The organism is Armatimonadota bacterium (assembly GCA_028871815.1).
Classification (GTDB): Bacteria; Armatimonadota; Chthonomonadetes; order Chthonomonadales; family Chthonomonadaceae; genus REEB205.
On record JAGWMJ010000006.1, the window covers coordinates 133,087 to 150,077 of the forward strand.

At 62.5% G+C, this 16,991-nt stretch carries 14 protein-coding genes and 1 pseudogene; all 15 read left to right on the forward strand.

Annotated elements, in window-relative coordinates; translation table 11 throughout:
- Nucleotides 1-53: 53 nt before the first annotated feature.
- The 15 genes and pseudogenes from KGJ62_08890 (at nt 54) to ribD (ending at nt 16,988) form a co-directional block, all read left to right on the forward strand.
- Nucleotides 54-776, forward strand: coding sequence for a tyrosine-protein phosphatase (locus KGJ62_08890; protein ID MDE2126693.1), 723 nt, complete (start codon nt 54-56; stop codon nt 774-776).
- Nucleotides 777-805: 29 nt separating this feature from the next.
- A complete protein-coding gene (locus tag KGJ62_08895) occupies nt 806-3,436 on the forward strand; it encodes a hypothetical protein (protein ID MDE2126694.1) in 2,631 nt (876 codons plus the stop codon).
- Between the two features lie 299 nt (nt 3,437-3,735).
- Nucleotides 3,736-5,217 carry a type IV pilus assembly protein PilM gene (gene pilM, locus KGJ62_08900; GenBank protein MDE2126695.1) on the forward strand — a complete coding sequence of 494 codons (1,482 nt, stop codon included), beginning with the start codon at nt 3,736-3,738 and terminating at the stop codon, nt 5,215-5,217.
- Between the two features lie 40 nt (nt 5,218-5,257).
- Nucleotides 5,258-6,160 carry a hypothetical protein gene (locus KGJ62_08905; GenBank protein ID MDE2126696.1) on the forward strand — a complete coding sequence of 301 codons (903 nt, stop codon included), beginning with the start codon at nt 5,258-5,260 and terminating at the stop codon, nt 6,158-6,160.
- 14 nt (nt 6,161-6,174) lie between these two features.
- Nucleotides 6,175-7,032, forward strand: a complete 858-nt coding sequence (locus KGJ62_08910; protein ID MDE2126697.1) for a hypothetical protein — start codon at nt 6,175-6,177, stop codon at nt 7,030-7,032.
- Between the two features lie 46 nt (nt 7,033-7,078).
- The gene (locus KGJ62_08915) at nt 7,079-7,882 is read left to right on the forward strand and encodes a hypothetical protein (GenBank protein MDE2126698.1); all 804 of its coding nucleotides are present in this window, start codon (nt 7,079-7,081) and stop codon (nt 7,880-7,882) included.
- 640 nt (nt 7,883-8,522) lie between these two features.
- Nucleotides 8,523-8,729: pseudogene (locus tag KGJ62_08920) on the forward strand (hypothetical protein).
- A 381-nt stretch (nt 8,730-9,110) separates the two neighbouring features.
- Nucleotides 9,111-10,928 carry a hypothetical protein gene (locus KGJ62_08925; GenBank protein MDE2126699.1) on the forward strand — a complete coding sequence of 606 codons (1,818 nt, stop codon included), beginning with the start codon at nt 9,111-9,113 and terminating at the stop codon, nt 10,926-10,928.
- Nucleotides 10,929-11,014: 86 nt separating this feature from the next.
- Nucleotides 11,015-11,560, forward strand: a complete 546-nt coding sequence (locus tag KGJ62_08930) for a shikimate kinase (GenBank protein ID MDE2126700.1) — start codon at nt 11,015-11,017, stop codon at nt 11,558-11,560.
- A complete protein-coding gene (aroB, locus tag KGJ62_08935) occupies nt 11,560-12,690 on the forward strand; it encodes a 3-dehydroquinate synthase (protein ID MDE2126701.1) in 1,131 nt (376 codons plus the stop codon). The genes KGJ62_08930 and aroB overlap by 1 nt, the downstream gene beginning before the upstream one ends.
- Nucleotides 12,687-12,971 (forward strand): hypothetical protein, encoded by a 285-nt coding sequence (locus tag KGJ62_08940; protein MDE2126702.1) that lies wholly within the window; start codon nt 12,687-12,689, stop codon nt 12,969-12,971. Before aroB ends, KGJ62_08940 begins: the two co-directional genes overlap by 4 nt.
- Complete coding sequence (locus tag KGJ62_08945) at nt 12,964-14,856, forward strand: PASTA domain-containing protein (GenBank protein ID MDE2126703.1); 1,893 nt, start codon at nt 12,964-12,966, stop codon at nt 14,854-14,856. Before KGJ62_08940 ends, KGJ62_08945 begins: the two co-directional genes overlap by 8 nt.
- Nucleotides 14,853-15,524 carry a ribulose-phosphate 3-epimerase gene (gene rpe, locus KGJ62_08950; GenBank protein ID MDE2126704.1) on the forward strand — a complete coding sequence of 224 codons (672 nt, stop codon included), beginning with the start codon at nt 14,853-14,855 and terminating at the stop codon, nt 15,522-15,524. Before KGJ62_08945 ends, rpe begins: the two co-directional genes overlap by 4 nt.
- A complete protein-coding gene (locus KGJ62_08955; GenBank protein MDE2126705.1) occupies nt 15,524-15,880 on the forward strand; it encodes a hypothetical protein in 357 nt (118 codons plus the stop codon). The genes rpe and KGJ62_08955 overlap by 1 nt, the downstream gene beginning before the upstream one ends.
- Nucleotides 15,855-16,988 (forward strand): bifunctional diaminohydroxyphosphoribosylaminopyrimidine deaminase/5-amino-6-(5-phosphoribosylamino)uracil reductase RibD, encoded by a 1,134-nt coding sequence (gene ribD, locus KGJ62_08960; protein MDE2126706.1) that lies wholly within the window; start codon nt 15,855-15,857, stop codon nt 16,986-16,988. The genes KGJ62_08955 and ribD overlap by 26 nt, the downstream gene beginning before the upstream one ends.
- The last annotated feature ends 3 nt before the right edge of the window (nt 16,989-16,991 follow it).

The following is a 16,991-nucleotide window of genomic DNA, read 5'->3' on the forward strand; positions in this document are numbered from 1 at the left end:
GGTGGTAAAGGTATAATGTGCGCAAGGTTGCCGGCTCAGGACTTCAGTTTGCAATGAGTATATCCGCTTCCAACAGCGCGCCGCCAAGCCCGTCGCGCCATGGCCGACGTTTGGCACGGAAAGCTGCGATCGGCCTGGTCGTATTCCTTGTCCCGGCGAGCCTTTTTCTCTGGTACATCGGTGTTTTCGGCGGGAACGTGCGCGTGGTGGTGCCTGGCGTTGCATATCGCAGCGCGGAACTCACCGGTTCCAACCTTGGCACGGTGCTGAAGCAGGACGGTATCCGTACCGTTATCAATCTGCGTGGCGGCTCAATGAAGAACGCCTGGTACCGGTCGGAGTTGGCGGAGTGTGCCGCGCACCACGTTCGCCACGTGGATGTACCGATGAGCGCTCTACGCTATCCATCGCCCGCTGCGCTCGACGGCCTTCTTGCCGCTTTTGATAAGGGGCCATATCCGGTGCTGTTTCACTGTGCCGGCGGCGCCGATCGCTCCGGTTTGGCCGGTACGCTGTTCCTGGATGTATACCGGCACGTGCCGCTGGATGCCGCTGAGAACCGGCAGCTTACATGGCGGTATGGTCACATGGCGTTCACCGAGACGCACTTTATGAACGATTTTTTTACTCTCTACCGTAACACCGGCGCCGGTATGCCACTGCGTACGTGGATTGTACAGAAGTATCCGGCGCTCTACGCGGCGCTGCCGTCACGCGACCGGGGCGCCGGCTTCGACCTGACACCTACAGCGCCGGCAAAGGTTGGCGGAACCTGATCCCGGCTCACTGAGGAGGCGAGGCATTCATGCGGTACGATTGTCGTTCCATTGGATTGCCGACGATTGCCTGTCTCACCACCCTCATGGCTTTGTCGATGGCTACGGGTGGCAAGCCGGTCGTCGCGCAAACAGCTCCGATGCGGAGCGCTACGGGCCGCTTCATCTCGGCGCAAGGTGTCGCGGCGCAGGTCGGCAGCTTCCCTTGTAATCTGGCGCTGAGTCCACGAGGAAACTGGATTGCTGTGACCACATCCGGCTCACGCGAGGTACTGACCCTCGTGAGCTCGGTTGATGACCATGTAACCGCTCGAATACCGTTCAACAGCCACCCAAAGGGTGGTTCGCGGGCGGCACTGTACTACGGACTGGCATTCTCGAGGCGCGCGGGTGAAACCCGGCTGTACGTTTCGCGCGGGCCAGAAGACCTCGTTTCGGTTTACCGCGTCACCGGAACGGGTGGTCTTCAGCGGGACGGCGATCCGCTGCACGACCCCTCGCACTGGCCCGGCGGCCTCGGTACGGGCGGCGGACCGAACTTTTTGGCCGGCATTGCCGTAAACAGCACGGGTACCGTTCTTTACACCACGCGCAACGAATCGAGTAGCTGGACGGATGAACACGGCTCCGTCGGCGTTCTTAGCACGCGTACGGGCAAAGTGCTTGCGCAGGTGACAACGCCGGGGTTTCCGTACGCTATTGCCGCGGTTACCGCGGGCCCGCTGGCTGATAAGCGCCTCTACGTTGCCAGCGAACGCGATGGCGTGGTGTCGGATATCGATGTCACCAACCCAGCGGCTCCGGTGGTTTTGCGTAACATTCCAACCGGCACGCAGCCGGAAGCATTACTGCTGAATCACTCGCAGACGCGGCTCTTTGTGGCGAATGCCGGCAGCGACACCGTGACTGCGCTTAACCCCGCCACGGATGCCGTGGAGGGCGCCATCCTGATGCGCCCAAGCTCAGTGCGCGGCCTGCCGGGCTGCACGCCGACCGGCCTTGCATTGAGCCCGGACGACTCCACGCTCTATGTTGCGCTCGCCGATATGAACGCGATCGCAGTGGTCCGGTTCGCCAACGGAGGGCATCGATTCCTTGGTTACATTCCCACCGGCTGGTATCCCACCGCGGTTGGAGTGAGCAGCGATGGCGAACGATTGTTCGTCACCAACGCCAAGGGCATTCGCAGTCCGTCACCCAATGCTCGGCAATTGGGTCCCGGCGGACGGTGGGGCACCTACATCCTCGATATCCTGGAAGGCAGCCTCTCCATGATGTCGGTGCCGCGAGATGCCGACATGCCGGCCCTCACAGCGCAGTCGGTACATAACGCCACGGTAGCCAACGTAGGTAAATGGGTTAGTGCAGGCGGTACCGCCGGCGGTGTGCCGCCCACAGGGATCCGGCACGTGATCTACATCATCAAGGAGAACAGGACCTACGACCAGGTACTTGGTGACGACCCACGGGGCAACGGCGACCCGAGCCTGACCCTTTTCGGCAAGAAAACCACGCCGAATCAACACGCGTTGGCAGACAGGTTCGTGCTACTTGATAACTTCTACTGCGCCGGAGAGGTATCCGCTGACGGCTGGCTGTGGTGCGTTGGCGGCATGTCCAACGCCTATTCAGCCCGCAACGTACCATTCAATTACAGCGGCCGCGGACGCGACTACGACTTCGAAGGCGCCGTCAATGGCGTGCCGGTTGACATGCTGGGTGAACCGGATGTGGCGGAGCCTTATGGCGGCTACATTTGGGATGCCTGCCTGCGGCAAGGCGTAAGCTACCGCACATACGGGATTTACGAAGCCTATGGTTCGGTTGGCGCCGGAGGCAAGCTGCTCACGAAGCCGAACGAGCCGACCAAGCAGGCGCTTACGGGTATTCACACCGATCCCGACTTTATGCGGTTCGCCACCCGTTATGCCGACAGTGACGCATGGCGCATCGACCGGGCCGCGGCTCCAAAGCAATTGCTGGCGTTTGGTCGGAATCATGCTCCAGATCGCTTCAGCGAGTGGAAGCGCGAATTCGACGGGTATGTGAAGAACCACGATCTGCCGCAGTTTGAGATGGTGCGGTTTATGCGGGATCACACAGCCGGCACTACACCCGGCCTCCAAACACCCACCGCGATGGTGGCGGACAACGACTACGCGGTGGGAGAGCTTGTTGACGCCGTTTCCCACAGCCCGTACTGGGCCAGTACCGCCATCTTTGTGGTTGAGGACGATGCTCAGGATGGCGAAGACCATGTGGACTGCCATCGCTCCACCTGTTACGTCATCAGTCCCTGGGTAAAGCCGGGGCTGGTGGACCACAGGTTTTCCAACACCGACTCGGTTTTGCACACTATGGAGGCGCTGCTGAAACTGAAGCCGATGTGCCAGTTCGACGCGGAGTCCAGGCCGCTGCAGGTATTCGGCAGCACGGCGGCGAATATCACACCGTACGACGCGATTCTGCCGTCGCGGGCCGTCATCGCACAGTTCAACACGCATACTTCGTACCGCTGGCGTGACTCCGAGAAGATGAACTTCTCGGTGGCCGATGCGGCGCCCGAGGCTGCGCTGAACAGCATCGTGTGGCACTCTGTAAAGGGAGCCGTGGTACCCGATCCGGCCACGCGTCGCAGCCTGAAGGGTGTGAGCCGATGAACCGTAACCGGGGCGGGTGCATCCAAACCTGTACCCGGCGCGTGCTGCCACGGGGCGACAAACACGGTATTCGCGCAGCGTTAACGGCCGGACGGGGTGTTGACACCTCATCGTAAACCTGTTACAATGCCCATGCCAGTATCTGTCGGGAACGACGTCGCGCCACGCAATCTGCCACTTACGATGCGTCAAATAGAGTGCTCAGAGTTCGGTTGCGTTGCGTCGTCGCTCATCTGGTCCTTCAAGCTCTCGCGCCGCAGCAGCCAACATTCCGTCGCTCGATAGGGGAACAGTGAAGCATGGCCGGTGGATCGTACGTAGGGCTTGATATCGGCACCAGCCTGATGAAGGTTACAGAGTGCCGCAGGGGCTCCGGTGGCAGCATTGAAGTTACTGCGATTGGCTACGCCCCAACCCCGACCGACGCGTATGAGAACAGCATCATCGTGGACGCGGCGGCGTTGGGCAAGGCCGTCAAGGATCTGATGAAGCAGGCTGGTGTGAGCTCCAAGGCAGTTGTCAGTTCGGTAGCCGGGCAATCTGCGGTTGTGGTGCGGGTTATAGAAGTACCGCAGATGTCTGACAACGAACTGGCCGAAGCGATGAAGTGGGAGGTGGAGCGCCACGTGCCCTTCGCGGTAAGCGAAGTTGTGATGGACTTCAAGCCCATCGATCGGGGCATGGCTACTTCCGACGGTCAGCAGATGGAAGTGCTGATGGCGGTTGCCCAGCAGGAGCTGATCGATCGGCATGTTGAGGTGCTGTTTGCGGCCGGCTGCAAGCCGGTGGCGATCGACGTGGAGCCGCTCGCCGTTGGACGCTCACTGCTGGATCTCGGCATTACCAGCACCACCCCCGGATATGCCGTAGCCGTTATCAATATCGGCGCTTCAAACACAGATATCTCCATATACCGCGATAAGCTGCTCGCGTTTCCGCGATCGCTTCCGCTTGCAGGTAACCAGTTGACGCAGGCAATCGCCTCCGCGATGGGCCTCTCGTTTGAAGATGCCGAGCGTCAGAAGTGTGATGTGGGTGAAGTAATACTCGATCAGTTATCGCCCGGAGGCTGGCAGCCCCCGGCGACCTCTCCGACCGGCGGCGGCTTCGTGGACTTTTCGATACCCGCCTCACCGGGCGCGTCGGAACCCGCAGCAGCTCCGGCTCCAAGTTCTTCACCATCGGGCCGGATGCCATTCGATTTCTCATCACCGGGCGAGGCTGCGCCGCCGGCGCAGGCCGACCTCACCGGCGGACTGCCGGGCGCTGCGGCTCTGCCTGAGCCGACGGGCTCCGAGGTTAGCGCGCCGGTCAGCGGCAGCGATACCGCCGAACCGGACGCCACGCCCGAGGCGCCACTGCCCGCCGCATTGACCCATGCGGAAGGCAACGCGATTCGCATCCAGGTGTTCAACGCAATGGCGCCGGTGCTAACCGAGATGGCCCAGGAAATCCGCCGTTCTCTGGATTACTATCGCGGCAAGTCGTCCGATGCTCGGGTTGACGAGATCCTGATTACCGGCGGTGGTTCGCAACTCAAGAATCTCGCTCCGTTTCTCGAGCAGGAGCTCGGCGTTCCGGCCAAAGTCGCCAATCCGCTTGCTGGCGTTACGGTCACGGCAAAGAACTACTCGCCCGACCACATGGCCCGAATGGCGCAGATATTTCCGGTTAGCGTGGGTTTGGGTGTCGTGGAGTTGGTCGCTCCAGCCAAAGCCGCCACTCGACCGAAAAAGCCGCCGAAAGCACCTAAAGTAAAGGCTGGACAGGCAGAGGCTTAGTCGCGAATCCCGGACCTGGCGACCGTCGGAGAAACTCACTATGTTACGCGTAAATCTGCTGCCACCCTATATCTACGACAAGCAAAAGAAGGGCAAGGTGGCTGTCGTCTGGGGCGTCGCGCTGGCGCTGCTGGTGGTTGGCTTTGTGCTGTGGCTGAGTTCCGTCCAGGCTGCCCTGAACTCCGCAACGGATGAAGACAACACCGCGAAGAACTACCAGAACACCTACAATGACCTGAATACCCAGATTGCGGCCGTCCAGACCGCAATCGCGGCGACGCAGGCACGTCAGACGTTTGTGGCAAATGCAGCTACGTACAACGAGGCATGGCCGGACTTGTTCAGCCACGTTCGCGACCTGATCAGCAGCAACGTTGTGCTCTATCAGATGCAGTTGGCGGGTGATCGGCAGACCATTACCTTCTCCGGGTTCGCACCGTCCGAAAAGGCGCTGGTGCAGTGGTGGCAGCAGCTGCGGACGCATACCGATGTGATCCAGCAGGTATCGCTTTCCCTACCGCCGCATCCATTTGTGCCAAACGGCGGAGTCGCCGGTAACAACGCGCCGCTTGGCGCGCAGGGCGGCGCCCCTCCCGGTTTTACCATCCAGCAAAAGATGCAGGCGATGAGCGGCGCTGCCGGCAGCCTCATGGGCGGTGGCCCAACACAAGCCCGCGGCACCGCCGGAGGTGGATCCCAGGCCAGCGCCAACACGGCCGTGCTCGATGGCCGGTCCGGCCTCAACTTTACCGGCGACATCGTTCTCGTGAAGCCATTTGTTGGCGGCGCGTCGGCGCCAACGTGGCCGCCCAGCGGCGGTGGGGGCGGCGGCGGAGCCGGTGGCGGCGCGTTTGGTGGGGGCAAGGGCGCAGGACCGTCGGCCGGTATGATGGGCCTTGGCGGCAGCGGCACCACCAGCAGCAGCAGCGCCGGCGCACAGTAGGAGCAACCGAACAATTGGGAAAATCAATATCCAGGCTGGAACTGCTCCACATCAACCTCATTGGCGCGGGTGCAGCCCTCCTGCTCACCCTGATCCTCTTCTTCGCTCTCATCCGTCCTAAACAGGAGGCAACCACGGCCATGCGGGCCGATGTGGCCAGCGTTGAGGGCTCGGGTGGAACGGCGGCTGCCGTGCAGAGCAAGCAGTCTGACCTTGCCAACACCAAGAAGCAGGCTGTTCAAACGAACGCAGACTGGCAAGTGAGTTCACGGCTGCTGATGCCGGGTGTGCCCTACGGCACCACAGATCAGATTCTGGCCACCTATGAAAACTGGCTGATCAAGGTCCCGGCACAGTGGGGTACGTGGCTCACATCGTGGTACGATGCTCAACGCGCGGATGGAATCACACGAAACCCGGGCGTGGAGTTCGCGATCCCATCGTACTCAACCGATCCCAACACGCTGGCGACGCTCACGGATCTCACCTTTCCACCCGGTGGAAAGGGCTGGAACGTATCACTCACGGCCAAGACATTCGACGACGCCATGCGCCACCTGATGCGATTCAACGGTATGCGCCGGCATGGTATGCCGGTGATCGATAATGTATCGCTTACGGGCCAGAGCCCCAACCTGCAGCTCAGCTATACGCTGAACATCTACGTTATTCCCGGCTCCGTACCGCCGGCTCCGGATCCCATGCTGGGCGGCGCGCTAGCATCGTCGAGCGGAGGTGGTGGCGGCGCACCGGGTCCCGGCGGCTCGCCATTCGGCAACGGCGGACCACCCGGACCGGGCGGCCAGCCACTAAGTGGCTTCGGTGGGCCAGGCGGCCGCGGCAAAAACAGTTCTGCCGGCATGATGAAGTAGTAGCGATTTCACAACCGCCCGGCGGCAATACCAGGAATCCAGCTTTATGAGCAAATTGAACCAACTGTTTTGGCCCGCGTTGTGCCTGGCAGCAACTGCCCTCGTTGCCGGCTGCCGCGGCGGCGCCGGCCAGGATGGCATCACCGAACCGACGAGTGCACCGATTTCCGTGGGTCAGCAGATTCCGCCTCACGGTAATAAGGCCAAAAAGGGCGGTCAGCCAGGGACCTCAAAGCACGGCGCGCAAAAGCCCACCGGCGCCGTGCCGGGCTCGAAACACAAGCCGGCTCCCAAGGGTCAGCCCGGTCTGCCGCCGGGCAAGCATTTGCCAGTGGCGGGCGGGGCGACGGGTGGAGCGCCGACCGCGCATAAGCCGGTGGTGACTGCCCTCGCAATTCCGCATCGCTCCGATCCATTCAGCGTTCCATGGCGCAAACCACCGCCGCCGCCTTACGTGTTTACGCAGGTTGCGCCTCTGCAGCTTGCTAACGTTCAGGTACCACCCCCGGCGCCGGTAAACGCCACGGTACGCGAAGAGCCAAGCCGCCGGGTCTCTGGTATCATGACGGGCGATGGCGTGTACGCGATCCTGGAAGACGCCAGCGGCAATGTAGAGATCGTTCAGCCAGGATCGGTAACCAGTGACCAGTATCGAGTCGTCTCAATAAATAAGGATTCAGTCAAGCTGGAGCGAAAGGTTGCGGGTATCACCTACGTCCAGGTGGTGCCACTCAGCGATACCAGCCTTGGCCCGACTAGTGGAACCGGTAGCCTCGGCGGTCGGCCCGGCCTCGGCGGCGGACGGCCCGGCAATCTGCCGGCAGCAGGTGGCGGGGGCGGCGCTGGCTAGTAGCCGGCGCGTGCTACGGGGATTTGTGGAAGAGAAGAAACGTAAGGTAGTAAATGCGGTGTCTACAGCGCCGCGCAGGATCAGGGAGAAATCAATGAGCAAGTGGCGAGTTTTCGGTATCGGCCTGGCCTCGGCCGGGCTGGCGCTGGCGGCCATGGCGGCGCTGCCCACAGCGGCGATAGCCCAGGATAACGGTGGACAGAGCGATTCCGCCGTAGCCAATCAAAAGGTGAACCTGGATGTGGAGAGCGCACAGCTTTACTACGCCCTCGAGCTTCTTTTCAAGCAGCTGAAGGGCGACGTAAGCTACGTTATCGACCCGTCGCTGAAGACGATTCCCGTGAGTGCGCACCTGCACCAAAAGCCGTTCCAGGTAGTACTGGAAACGCTGCTGCAGCAGAGTGGCGCACCGCTAACCATCAGCGTGCAGAACGGTATCTACAGCATCGTGCCGAAGCGTCAGGACCAGACGGCAACGCCGACCGGCACGAGCACGGACAATACCCAAACCGCACAGGAGCAGCCACGGTTTATCAAAATACCGGGCACCTCGCTGAACTTCAACTCCATCGACATCGTGCAGGCTCTGGGTGGCCGCATCATCATGTCTACGCCTGAGGCCAACAGCTTCGGCAGTGGTGGCATGGGCGGTGGCGGCATGGGCGGCATGGGTGGCATGGGTGGTGGTATGGGTGGCATGGGTGGTATGGGCGGTATGGGTGGTATGGGCGGCATGGGCGGTGGTATGGGTGGTATGGGCGGCGGCGGCTTTGGTGGCGGCATGGGCGGAGGCGGCTTCGGCGGAGGCGGCTTCGGTGGCGGCGGCGGCTTCGGCGGCGGCGGTCGCTAACATAGCGCCATCTGGCTTGGCAGTGTCTGCGACCGGCGGCAACACCACCGGTCGCAGACACCTGCGCGTTCCATGCGCCGGCAACAGCACTCATACTGCACCGTTGCTGGCCGCAGTAGCGCCTCGCGAATTGTGAAGTTGGAAGAAGGACTCTGCGCGAACCACGCAGAAGAGGTAGGCTGAGCCGCGGCAGCAAGCCGCGTATACGGCCACAGGGCATCGGCAACAGGTCTGACCTCTGCGCCGTCAGACATCTAAAGGGGGCTTCGCAACATGGGCTTGCACCGGCATTTGAGGCTTGCAGCAGGGTGTTGTTTCGTCGCGGCGATATTTGCATCGCTGCTTGGAGCGGCACAGCGGCCAGCCGAGGCCAGGGCGTTGCTGCCCGGGCAATCGGGGAATGCGCTGTTCAATACTCCGGTGGATGTTGAGCTGTCGAACGCGCCGTTGAACGTCGCGACGAAGCTCATCATGCAGAAGACCGGAATCAGCATCGTCTTCATTCATTCCGACACACCATACGGCAACGTTACGCTGTCGGTGAAGAACCAGCCGGCGCGCGATGTCTTGAAGCTGATGGCCAAGTCGGCTGGAGCCGATATGTGGGAGGCCAACGGCGTCTTCTTTATCGGACCAAAAGGCAGCGCTCCGAGGCAGGCGCCGCAGGAGCCTGATTCGGCGCCCGGACTCTCGCCCGAGAACCCGAACCCGCCCGGTCCGGTGCGCTACGAGAAGATTCAGTTGATGTACAACGACCCGCGTGACATTCTTCACCGGCTCGGAGTTCTCAGCGGCCCGATTCAGACCATTGAAGATCAACTTACGGCAAACGTGCTGCGGACGATGCTGCGCCAGGAGGATCCATACTCGTCAACCGGCACGATCAGCAGCCCGGCCACGTTCCTGCCGAACGGCGCCATTACGACGGCGCCGCCGCCCCAGGCTGCACCCTCCGTACCGACGGGTACGGCTGCAGGCAGCGTTCTGCCGCAGGCGCAGACCGGTGAAGGCGCATCGGCGGGCCCATCCGGTGTGCTGCCAAGCGGCGTTGGCGTAGGGTCGGATCAAGGCGCCGGTCGCGACCTCCAGAATCCGGACGAGTTTGGCCGCGGTCAGTTTGGCCGCGGCGGCGGCGGCGGTCTCGGCGGTGGCGGGTTCGGCGGAGGGCAAGGCGGCGGCGGCTTCGGCGGCGGGCTGGGTGGACAGGGCGGTGGCGCAGGCGGCTTCGGCGGCGCCGGTGGCGGCGGTCAGGGTCCGGGAGCAGGCGCAGCCGCGGGATTATTGCCGCCAGGCATTACCGCGAACGACCTCTATGCGTTTGATGCAGATAACAGCATCATCGTCCGCTATACCAACGCTGCGGCCCTTCGACAGCTCCGCGAAGTGATTCGCCTGCTGGACGTCAAGCCCAAACAGATTATGATCCGGGCGCAATTCGTCACGGTGACCCAGAATGATATCGACACGTTCGGTATCAACTGGAGCTTCCAGAAGGTTAACCTGGTCGGCGCAGTCAGCACGGGCTTTTCAGCAAGCAGCACGGCGTACATTCAATTCGCTACCGGAAACCTTCAAACGTCGCTCAGCTGGATCCTCACCACGGGCCGAGGTAAGTTGGTAGCCTCGCCGATGGCGACCACCCTGAACAACGTTGCCGTGCAGTTCGTAACCACCGAAGTGGTGCCAATCTTCCTGTCGCAGCCGGTATCGGTCGGAAATGGGACGGTCATCCTGACCTCAACCGTTACGCCGTTCCCGGTTACAACGGGCCTCGCAATGCTGCCGCGGATCAATGGTGATGACTCGATCACGCTGTTTGGTACGGCATTTGTCAGCAGCATTCTGGGAACGGAGACCGGGCCGAACGGTGAAAGCTTCCCGCTGGTCTCCGTAGAAGCGGCTCCGGTGCGCAGGATTATTCGCAGTGGCGATACGATGGTAATTGCCGGCTTGCTGCAGAAGCAGGACCTGGTCTCCAGCAACAGGGTGCCTCTGCTCGGCGATCTGCCTCTTATCGGCAGTCTGTTCCGCTCCCGAGGCGTAACCACCAACGACTCCGAACTGTTGGTGTTCATCACGCCAAGTATCATTCCGGAGCGGCCGCCGCTAAATGGCGTCGCCGGTGGTTTGAGCGGAGCCGGCGGCCTGTCACCGGAATCAGGTCCGGGCGGCGGCGGAGGCGGCATTATTCCGTAACGTCGGCTTTCTCTGTTCGGGTTTACTCGGCGCTCAGCGAACGGTACTGCGACACGCAGCCGAGCGCTGAGCGCCGTTTTCGCCACATGAACCAGTGCAGCAACATCGCCATCATCGGATTCATGGGCGCCGGGAAATCTACGGTCGGTCGACTTTGCGCCTCGATGCTCGGGATGGAGTTTGTGGATATCGACGAGGTTGTTCAGCGCTCCACCGGCCATCGAATCGCCGAGGTATTCGCTGAATGCGGTGAGGGCGAATTTCGCCGGCTGGAGGCTGCCGCTCTCCGCGAAGTCGCGTCGTCCAGCGGGGCGGTCATCGCGACGGGTGGTGGAGCGATATTGAACCCCGATACGCGTGCCACGCTGTGCGCCAGGTGCTTTTGCGTTTGGCTGCGCGTCTCAGTTGCAGAATCGTCGCGACGGCTCGCGGGTGTATCGGCCGACCGTCCACTTTGGTCCAGCGTGCGGGCCGAGTCGGAGGCTCGCCTCGCGGCGCGGGAGCCGCTCTACCGTCTCTGTGCTCATGCCACGGTCAGTACCGACGGGCTCAGTGCGGAGAACGTGGCGCTCGCCGTAGTGCAGCTATGGTCAAAAGGCTGTGGAGACGCCGGGAGCTCGGCGAAGGCGTGATGGCAAGCGCTCCAGTTACCAGTGAGGTGACGGTGCCGCTTGGCCAGCGGAGTTACCCGGTAGTCATCGGTTGCGGACTGATCGCTCCCGGTGCGACAATCGAACGTATCGCGGCGCAGATAGCAGATGGCAAGGTGGCCGTAGTTGCGCAAGCGCCGGTAATCCGGCGCTGGGCGCCGCTGTTCATGCGCTCACTGCACGATGCCGGTGTTCGCTCTGAGCTCATCTGCATTCCGAACGGTGAAGGCGCCAAGTCGCCGGCCAACGTCACACGGCTGTGTCGCCAGTTTGTGGCTCATGGGCTGGACAGGCGCTCAACCGTAATTGCTCTAGGCGGTGGTGTGACGGGCGATCTCGCGGGCTTTGCCGCGGCATCGTATCTGCGTGGAATCCAGTTTATGCAGGCGCCGACCACGCTTCTGGCGCAAGTAGATGCGGCAATCGGCGGCAAAACCGGCATCAACCTTCCGGAAGGTAAAAACCTGATTGGAGCAATCTGGCAGCCCACGCTGGTTGTGTCGGATGTGGATACTCTCGCGACGCTCCCACGCCGTGAGGTTCGGAGTGCGCTGGCCGAGGTGATCAAGTACGGCGTGATAGCCGACGCGGATCTTTTCCGTTACGTGCGGAACAACATGGATGCGCTGCTCCTTCGCGACCCTGCAGCGCTTACTGAAGTCGTGACGCGCTCGTGCCGCATCAAGTCCGGAGTGGTTGCCGAGGATGAAACCGAACAGGGACGCCGCGCGGTATTGAACTTTGGGCATACAGTGGCCCACGCACTGGAGAGCGTCACGCGGTACCGCATCTACCGGCATGGCGAAGCCGTGTCGATTGGTATGGTGGCTGCAGCAGCCATCGGCGTGGAGCTGGGCATCACCGCCGCAACCGACGCCGAGGCGCTGGACGCTTGCCTGCTGCAGGCCGGCCTACCTGTGACGATGCCGCAACTGCCGGTGGACGAGTTGTTGGAGGCCTGCTTCCGTGATAAGAAAACCGTGGATCGGCGGCTGAGGTTTGTACTGGCGCCAAGTATCGGCAAATGCTCCGTGGTGGCTGGAGTGCCGGTAGCCGCAGTGCGAAGCGCAATCACTCTGCTTCAGCGACCACCCTACGGTGCGCTGCGATGAACGGCAACGTGGCGGGCGCATCGCGTAAGGAGCCCGGGCCGTCGACGGCGCGCCTGGTGCTTGCCACCGGGTGGATCCTGCTTTTGGGTGGCCGGTGGTGCCTCGCGCCGGCGCTTCTGGGTTCGCGCCTGCTTAATGCGGTTGAACTGCGGAAGCTGGATGATGGAGTACTGTTAATGGCGTATCTGGCGCTGCTGCTGGCCACCGTGATCGTGCTTGCGTTGAGTTGGCTGCGACGCCGGGAACTACCACAGGAGCGCGCGACGGGCAGCCATGATTAACGAAGTGGCGAACGGCAGATATGAAGCGGTTGAAAAACTGGGTGAAGGAGCGATCTTCGCGGCCTACCGGGCTCGCGACCGGCAGCGCAATCGCGCCGTGACGCTTCGCGTGGTGCGCGGCGAGCTTCAGCCCGACACGGCGTTCATCGATGCTCTCAGGCAGCAGTGCAGTGTCGAGCAGACTCTCAACCATCCCGGCATCATCCACACCGAGGAAGTCGGCCAGCATAACGGATCCACATACCTGGTTTCGGAGTTCGTGCGCGGTCTCGACTTACGGGAGCGGATTCGCCGGATAGCGCCGTTCACACTCTCGGTGGCTGTGGAGTTTGCGTGCGCGCTCGGCGAAGCCCTGCATTACGCGCATAATTCCGGCTATGCACACGGCGACTTGCGGCCGGAGAACATCATCGCCACACCGGAAGGTGCATTGCGGGTTGCAAACTTTTCCGTTTATCGCGCCAGCCTTGCCAGTCCATCTGCGTCCGAACATATAGCGGCGGTGGCAGCACCGTATCGGGCGCCGGAATTCACACCGGGAAGTTTGCCAACCCCTGCCGGCGACATCTACGCGGTTGGCGCCATCGTCTACGAAATGCTGACCGGCGCGCCACCGTACGCGGCCGATAGTACCGAGGCGATGGCGGCGATGCATGCCGGCGCAAACATCCCACGCTTGCGCGCTGCAAATCCCGGTGTACCGCGCGCCGTGGAAGGCATTGTTACCAAGTGTCTCCAAAAGGATTTTACACGCAGGTATGCATCGGCGGCAGAGCTTTTGGCAGACTTGAAGATGGTGCGCGACGCCCTGCGGTTCGGCAAGTCGCTTTCGTGGTCACCGTTAGAGCTGCCGCCAACCGTGCCGCCCGGATCAGCGGCCGCAGTACCGACTGAGCCGGCCGCGCGCACGGAACGCGCCAGTCCGCCGCCGCCGTCGCGTTCAGCCGCCGCCAGGACCACCATGAAGAAGCAAAGTCGTTTCGGTCTCCTTGTATCGGCGCTGCAGATTACGCTCCTCGTTGCGATCGTCCTGGGCGGCCTCGGCGTTGTGGGTATCTGGTTCTACAAGTGGGGTATCCCCAAGGACGTAGGGGTGCCCGATGTGGTTGGCACGCCTATTGATCAGGCCGCTGCCACCCTCCAGCGCCTTGGCCTCAAGGTGATCGAACATCCGGAATACAGTAACCAGCCAAAGAACCTGGTTTACAAGGTGGATGAACCGCCCGGGACGCAGCTCAAGACGGAGCACGCCATCAACGTTTGGTACAGCAAGGGGCCAATGTACATAACGGCGCCGTCGGTCCTCAACATGGATCAGCAAGACGCCCTGCAGGCGGTCAAGGATGCTGGGTTGACGTTAGGCGCGATCACTACAGCAGACAGTGATACGGCGCCACCAGGCACGGTGGTCAGTCAAAGCGTATCGCCCGGTCGGAAGGTGTTCCACGATTCACCCATCAGCCTCGTGGTCAGCGATGGTCCGTCGGCGGGCAGCAGCTCGAGCGCCTCCGGCAATGCTCCGGCATCCGGCGCCGGCGACCAGGCCGACGCCGGTGGCGGAAACAGTGCTGTTCCGCCGACACCTCCGGACAGCGTGGCGAATGGCGCGCAGCCCGACGATCTCACGGTGCCGCACACGTTTGACCGCACCGTGGATATACCCATGGATGGCCGCGGGACACGGACGGTGCGGATCACCTACAGCGACGCGGTCACACCTACTCCGGTGGAGTTGATCAACGAGCCGCACACCGAAGGAGACAAGATCCACCTTAACTTTCCATACTACGGCCGTAAGGTAACACTCAGCATCTATTACGACGGGCGCCGCGTATGGCGCAAACGGTTCGACCCGAAGGCTACGGACAACCAGATCGTCAAATGAGCAGCCCTATTCGCATCGCGCCATCTCTACTCGCGTCGGATTTTGGCCGTTTGGCCGATGCGGCGCGGCAGGCGGAGTCTGCCGGCGCCGAGTATCTCCACTTCGACGTGATGGACGGCCAGTTTGTGCCCAACATCACCATGGGCCCGCAAGCGGTGCGTGCCTTACGCTCGGTCAGTGCTGCCGTGTTCGACGTTCACTTGATGATCGTGCAGCCGGAGCGGTATGTTGCCGAGTTTGCCGCGGCCGGCGCGCAGATTGTAACGGTGCACGCCGAAGCCTGCATTCACCTGCAGCGAACGCTGGCCCAGATTCGTGAGTGCGGGGCGCGCGCGGGCGTTGCGCTGAACCCCGCCACGCCACCATCGGTGCTGGAGTATGTGCTGGACGACATCGATCTGGTGCTGGTGATGACGGTTAATCCTGGATTCGGTGGCGCGAGCTATCTTCCGGAAGCCGCGCGTAAGGCCGCCGTAATCCGGCGGATGCTGGGGAACCGTGCTGCTGAGATCGAGGTGGATGGTGGTATCAGCTGCGAAACTGCCGGAGAAGTGGCTGCCCTGGGCGCACGGGTCCTGGTGGCCGGCACCGCGATCTTCCAAACAGGCGGTACGGTGGAGCGCGCAGTATCCGACTTGCGTGCAGCCGCTGAGGCCGGCATCGCCTGATGGCCGGAGGCACGCTGCTCACACCGAGATCACGTCGGCTGCGTACCATTGGCGCAGTTCTCCTTGGGGCTATCATCGTCCTTGCGGCGATCGGTGCTATCTACGTCGGTCCACTGGTCCACCATGTGCCGGCTGCCGTCCTGGCGTCGCCGGCTGCCCGCAAGAAGAAGCTGCTCGGAGATGTGGCAATCCTGTATTCGTGGTGGGGCCTGGTAACCGGTCTCGTGATTCTTCTGCTGATTGTGGCCTGGCTGGATGTCCGGGAGGTAGCCAGAAGCTACATGGAGCATCGCCAGTCGCTTTGGTCGGAATACAGTCCCACACGACACGATGACGATGCCGGTCCCACCAGTTGATTTGCGATGGATGCGCCGATGTCTGGAGCTGGCTGAGCGTGGCGCCACCAGCCCAAACCCAATGGTGGGATGCGTGGTGGTGCGTGGGGCAGAGAAAGTTGGTGAGGGCTGGCACGAGGCAGCCGGCTTGCCCCATGCCGAAATCAACGCGCTGGAGATGGCCGGCAATGCGGCGCGCGGGGCAACCCTGTATGTGAATCTGGAGCCTTGTTCGCACATCGGCAGAACAGGGCCCTGCGCGGAGGCGGTAGTGCGCGCCGGAGTGACTCGTGTGGTCGCTGCGATGGAGGATCCCAACCCTGTCGTGGCCGGCCGTGGATTCGCAATGCTCCGGGCGGCGGGTATCGATGTGGTTACCGGTGTGCTGGCCGCGGAAGCGGCGCACCTGAATGCCGCGTTTGCTCACTGGCACCGCACGGCAACGACCTACATCACACTGAAAGCGGCGATGAGCCTGGATGGTAAGATTGCAGCCGCCAATGGCGTTTCCCGGTGGATTACCGGCAGCGCGGCAAGACAGAAAGCCCATCGCATGCGCTCACATACCGGCGCCGTCCTGGTGGGAAGTGGGACGTTGCTGCAGGATGACCCGGAGCTGACCGCAAGGCCGCGACGCTACAAGCCGTTACGGCAGCCGCTCCGTGTGGTAGTGGATTCCCGGCTGCGGACGCCCGCGACAAGCCGGGCAGTTCAACGCTGCGCGGCAGATCCGCGGCAGTATCCGATGCTGGTGGTCGGCACGGTCGGTGCGCCGGCTTGCGCCGCGGAAGCGCTGCTGTCGGCAGGCGTCCAGGTGGAACTGCTGGCGGCGGATCGGTCCGGCAGGGTGGACCTCGGCTTGTTGACACGTCTTCTTGCGGATCGCGGCATTCAAAGCGTGCTTTGTGAGGGCGGCCCCGAAATTCAAACGGCATTTCTGAACGGCGGATTTGTCAACCGGCTGGCGCTCTTCGTAGCTCCCGTAGTACTGGGCGGCGACGCATCCGTCATCCAGGGGTATGCTCCAGTAGATCCTGCGTCGGGCCGGCGTTTCTTGAAACCGACGGTGCGTCGCTTCGGCGCCGACCTGCTGATCGAGACGGCGCCCACACCCGGAGACGGTGGATAAGCG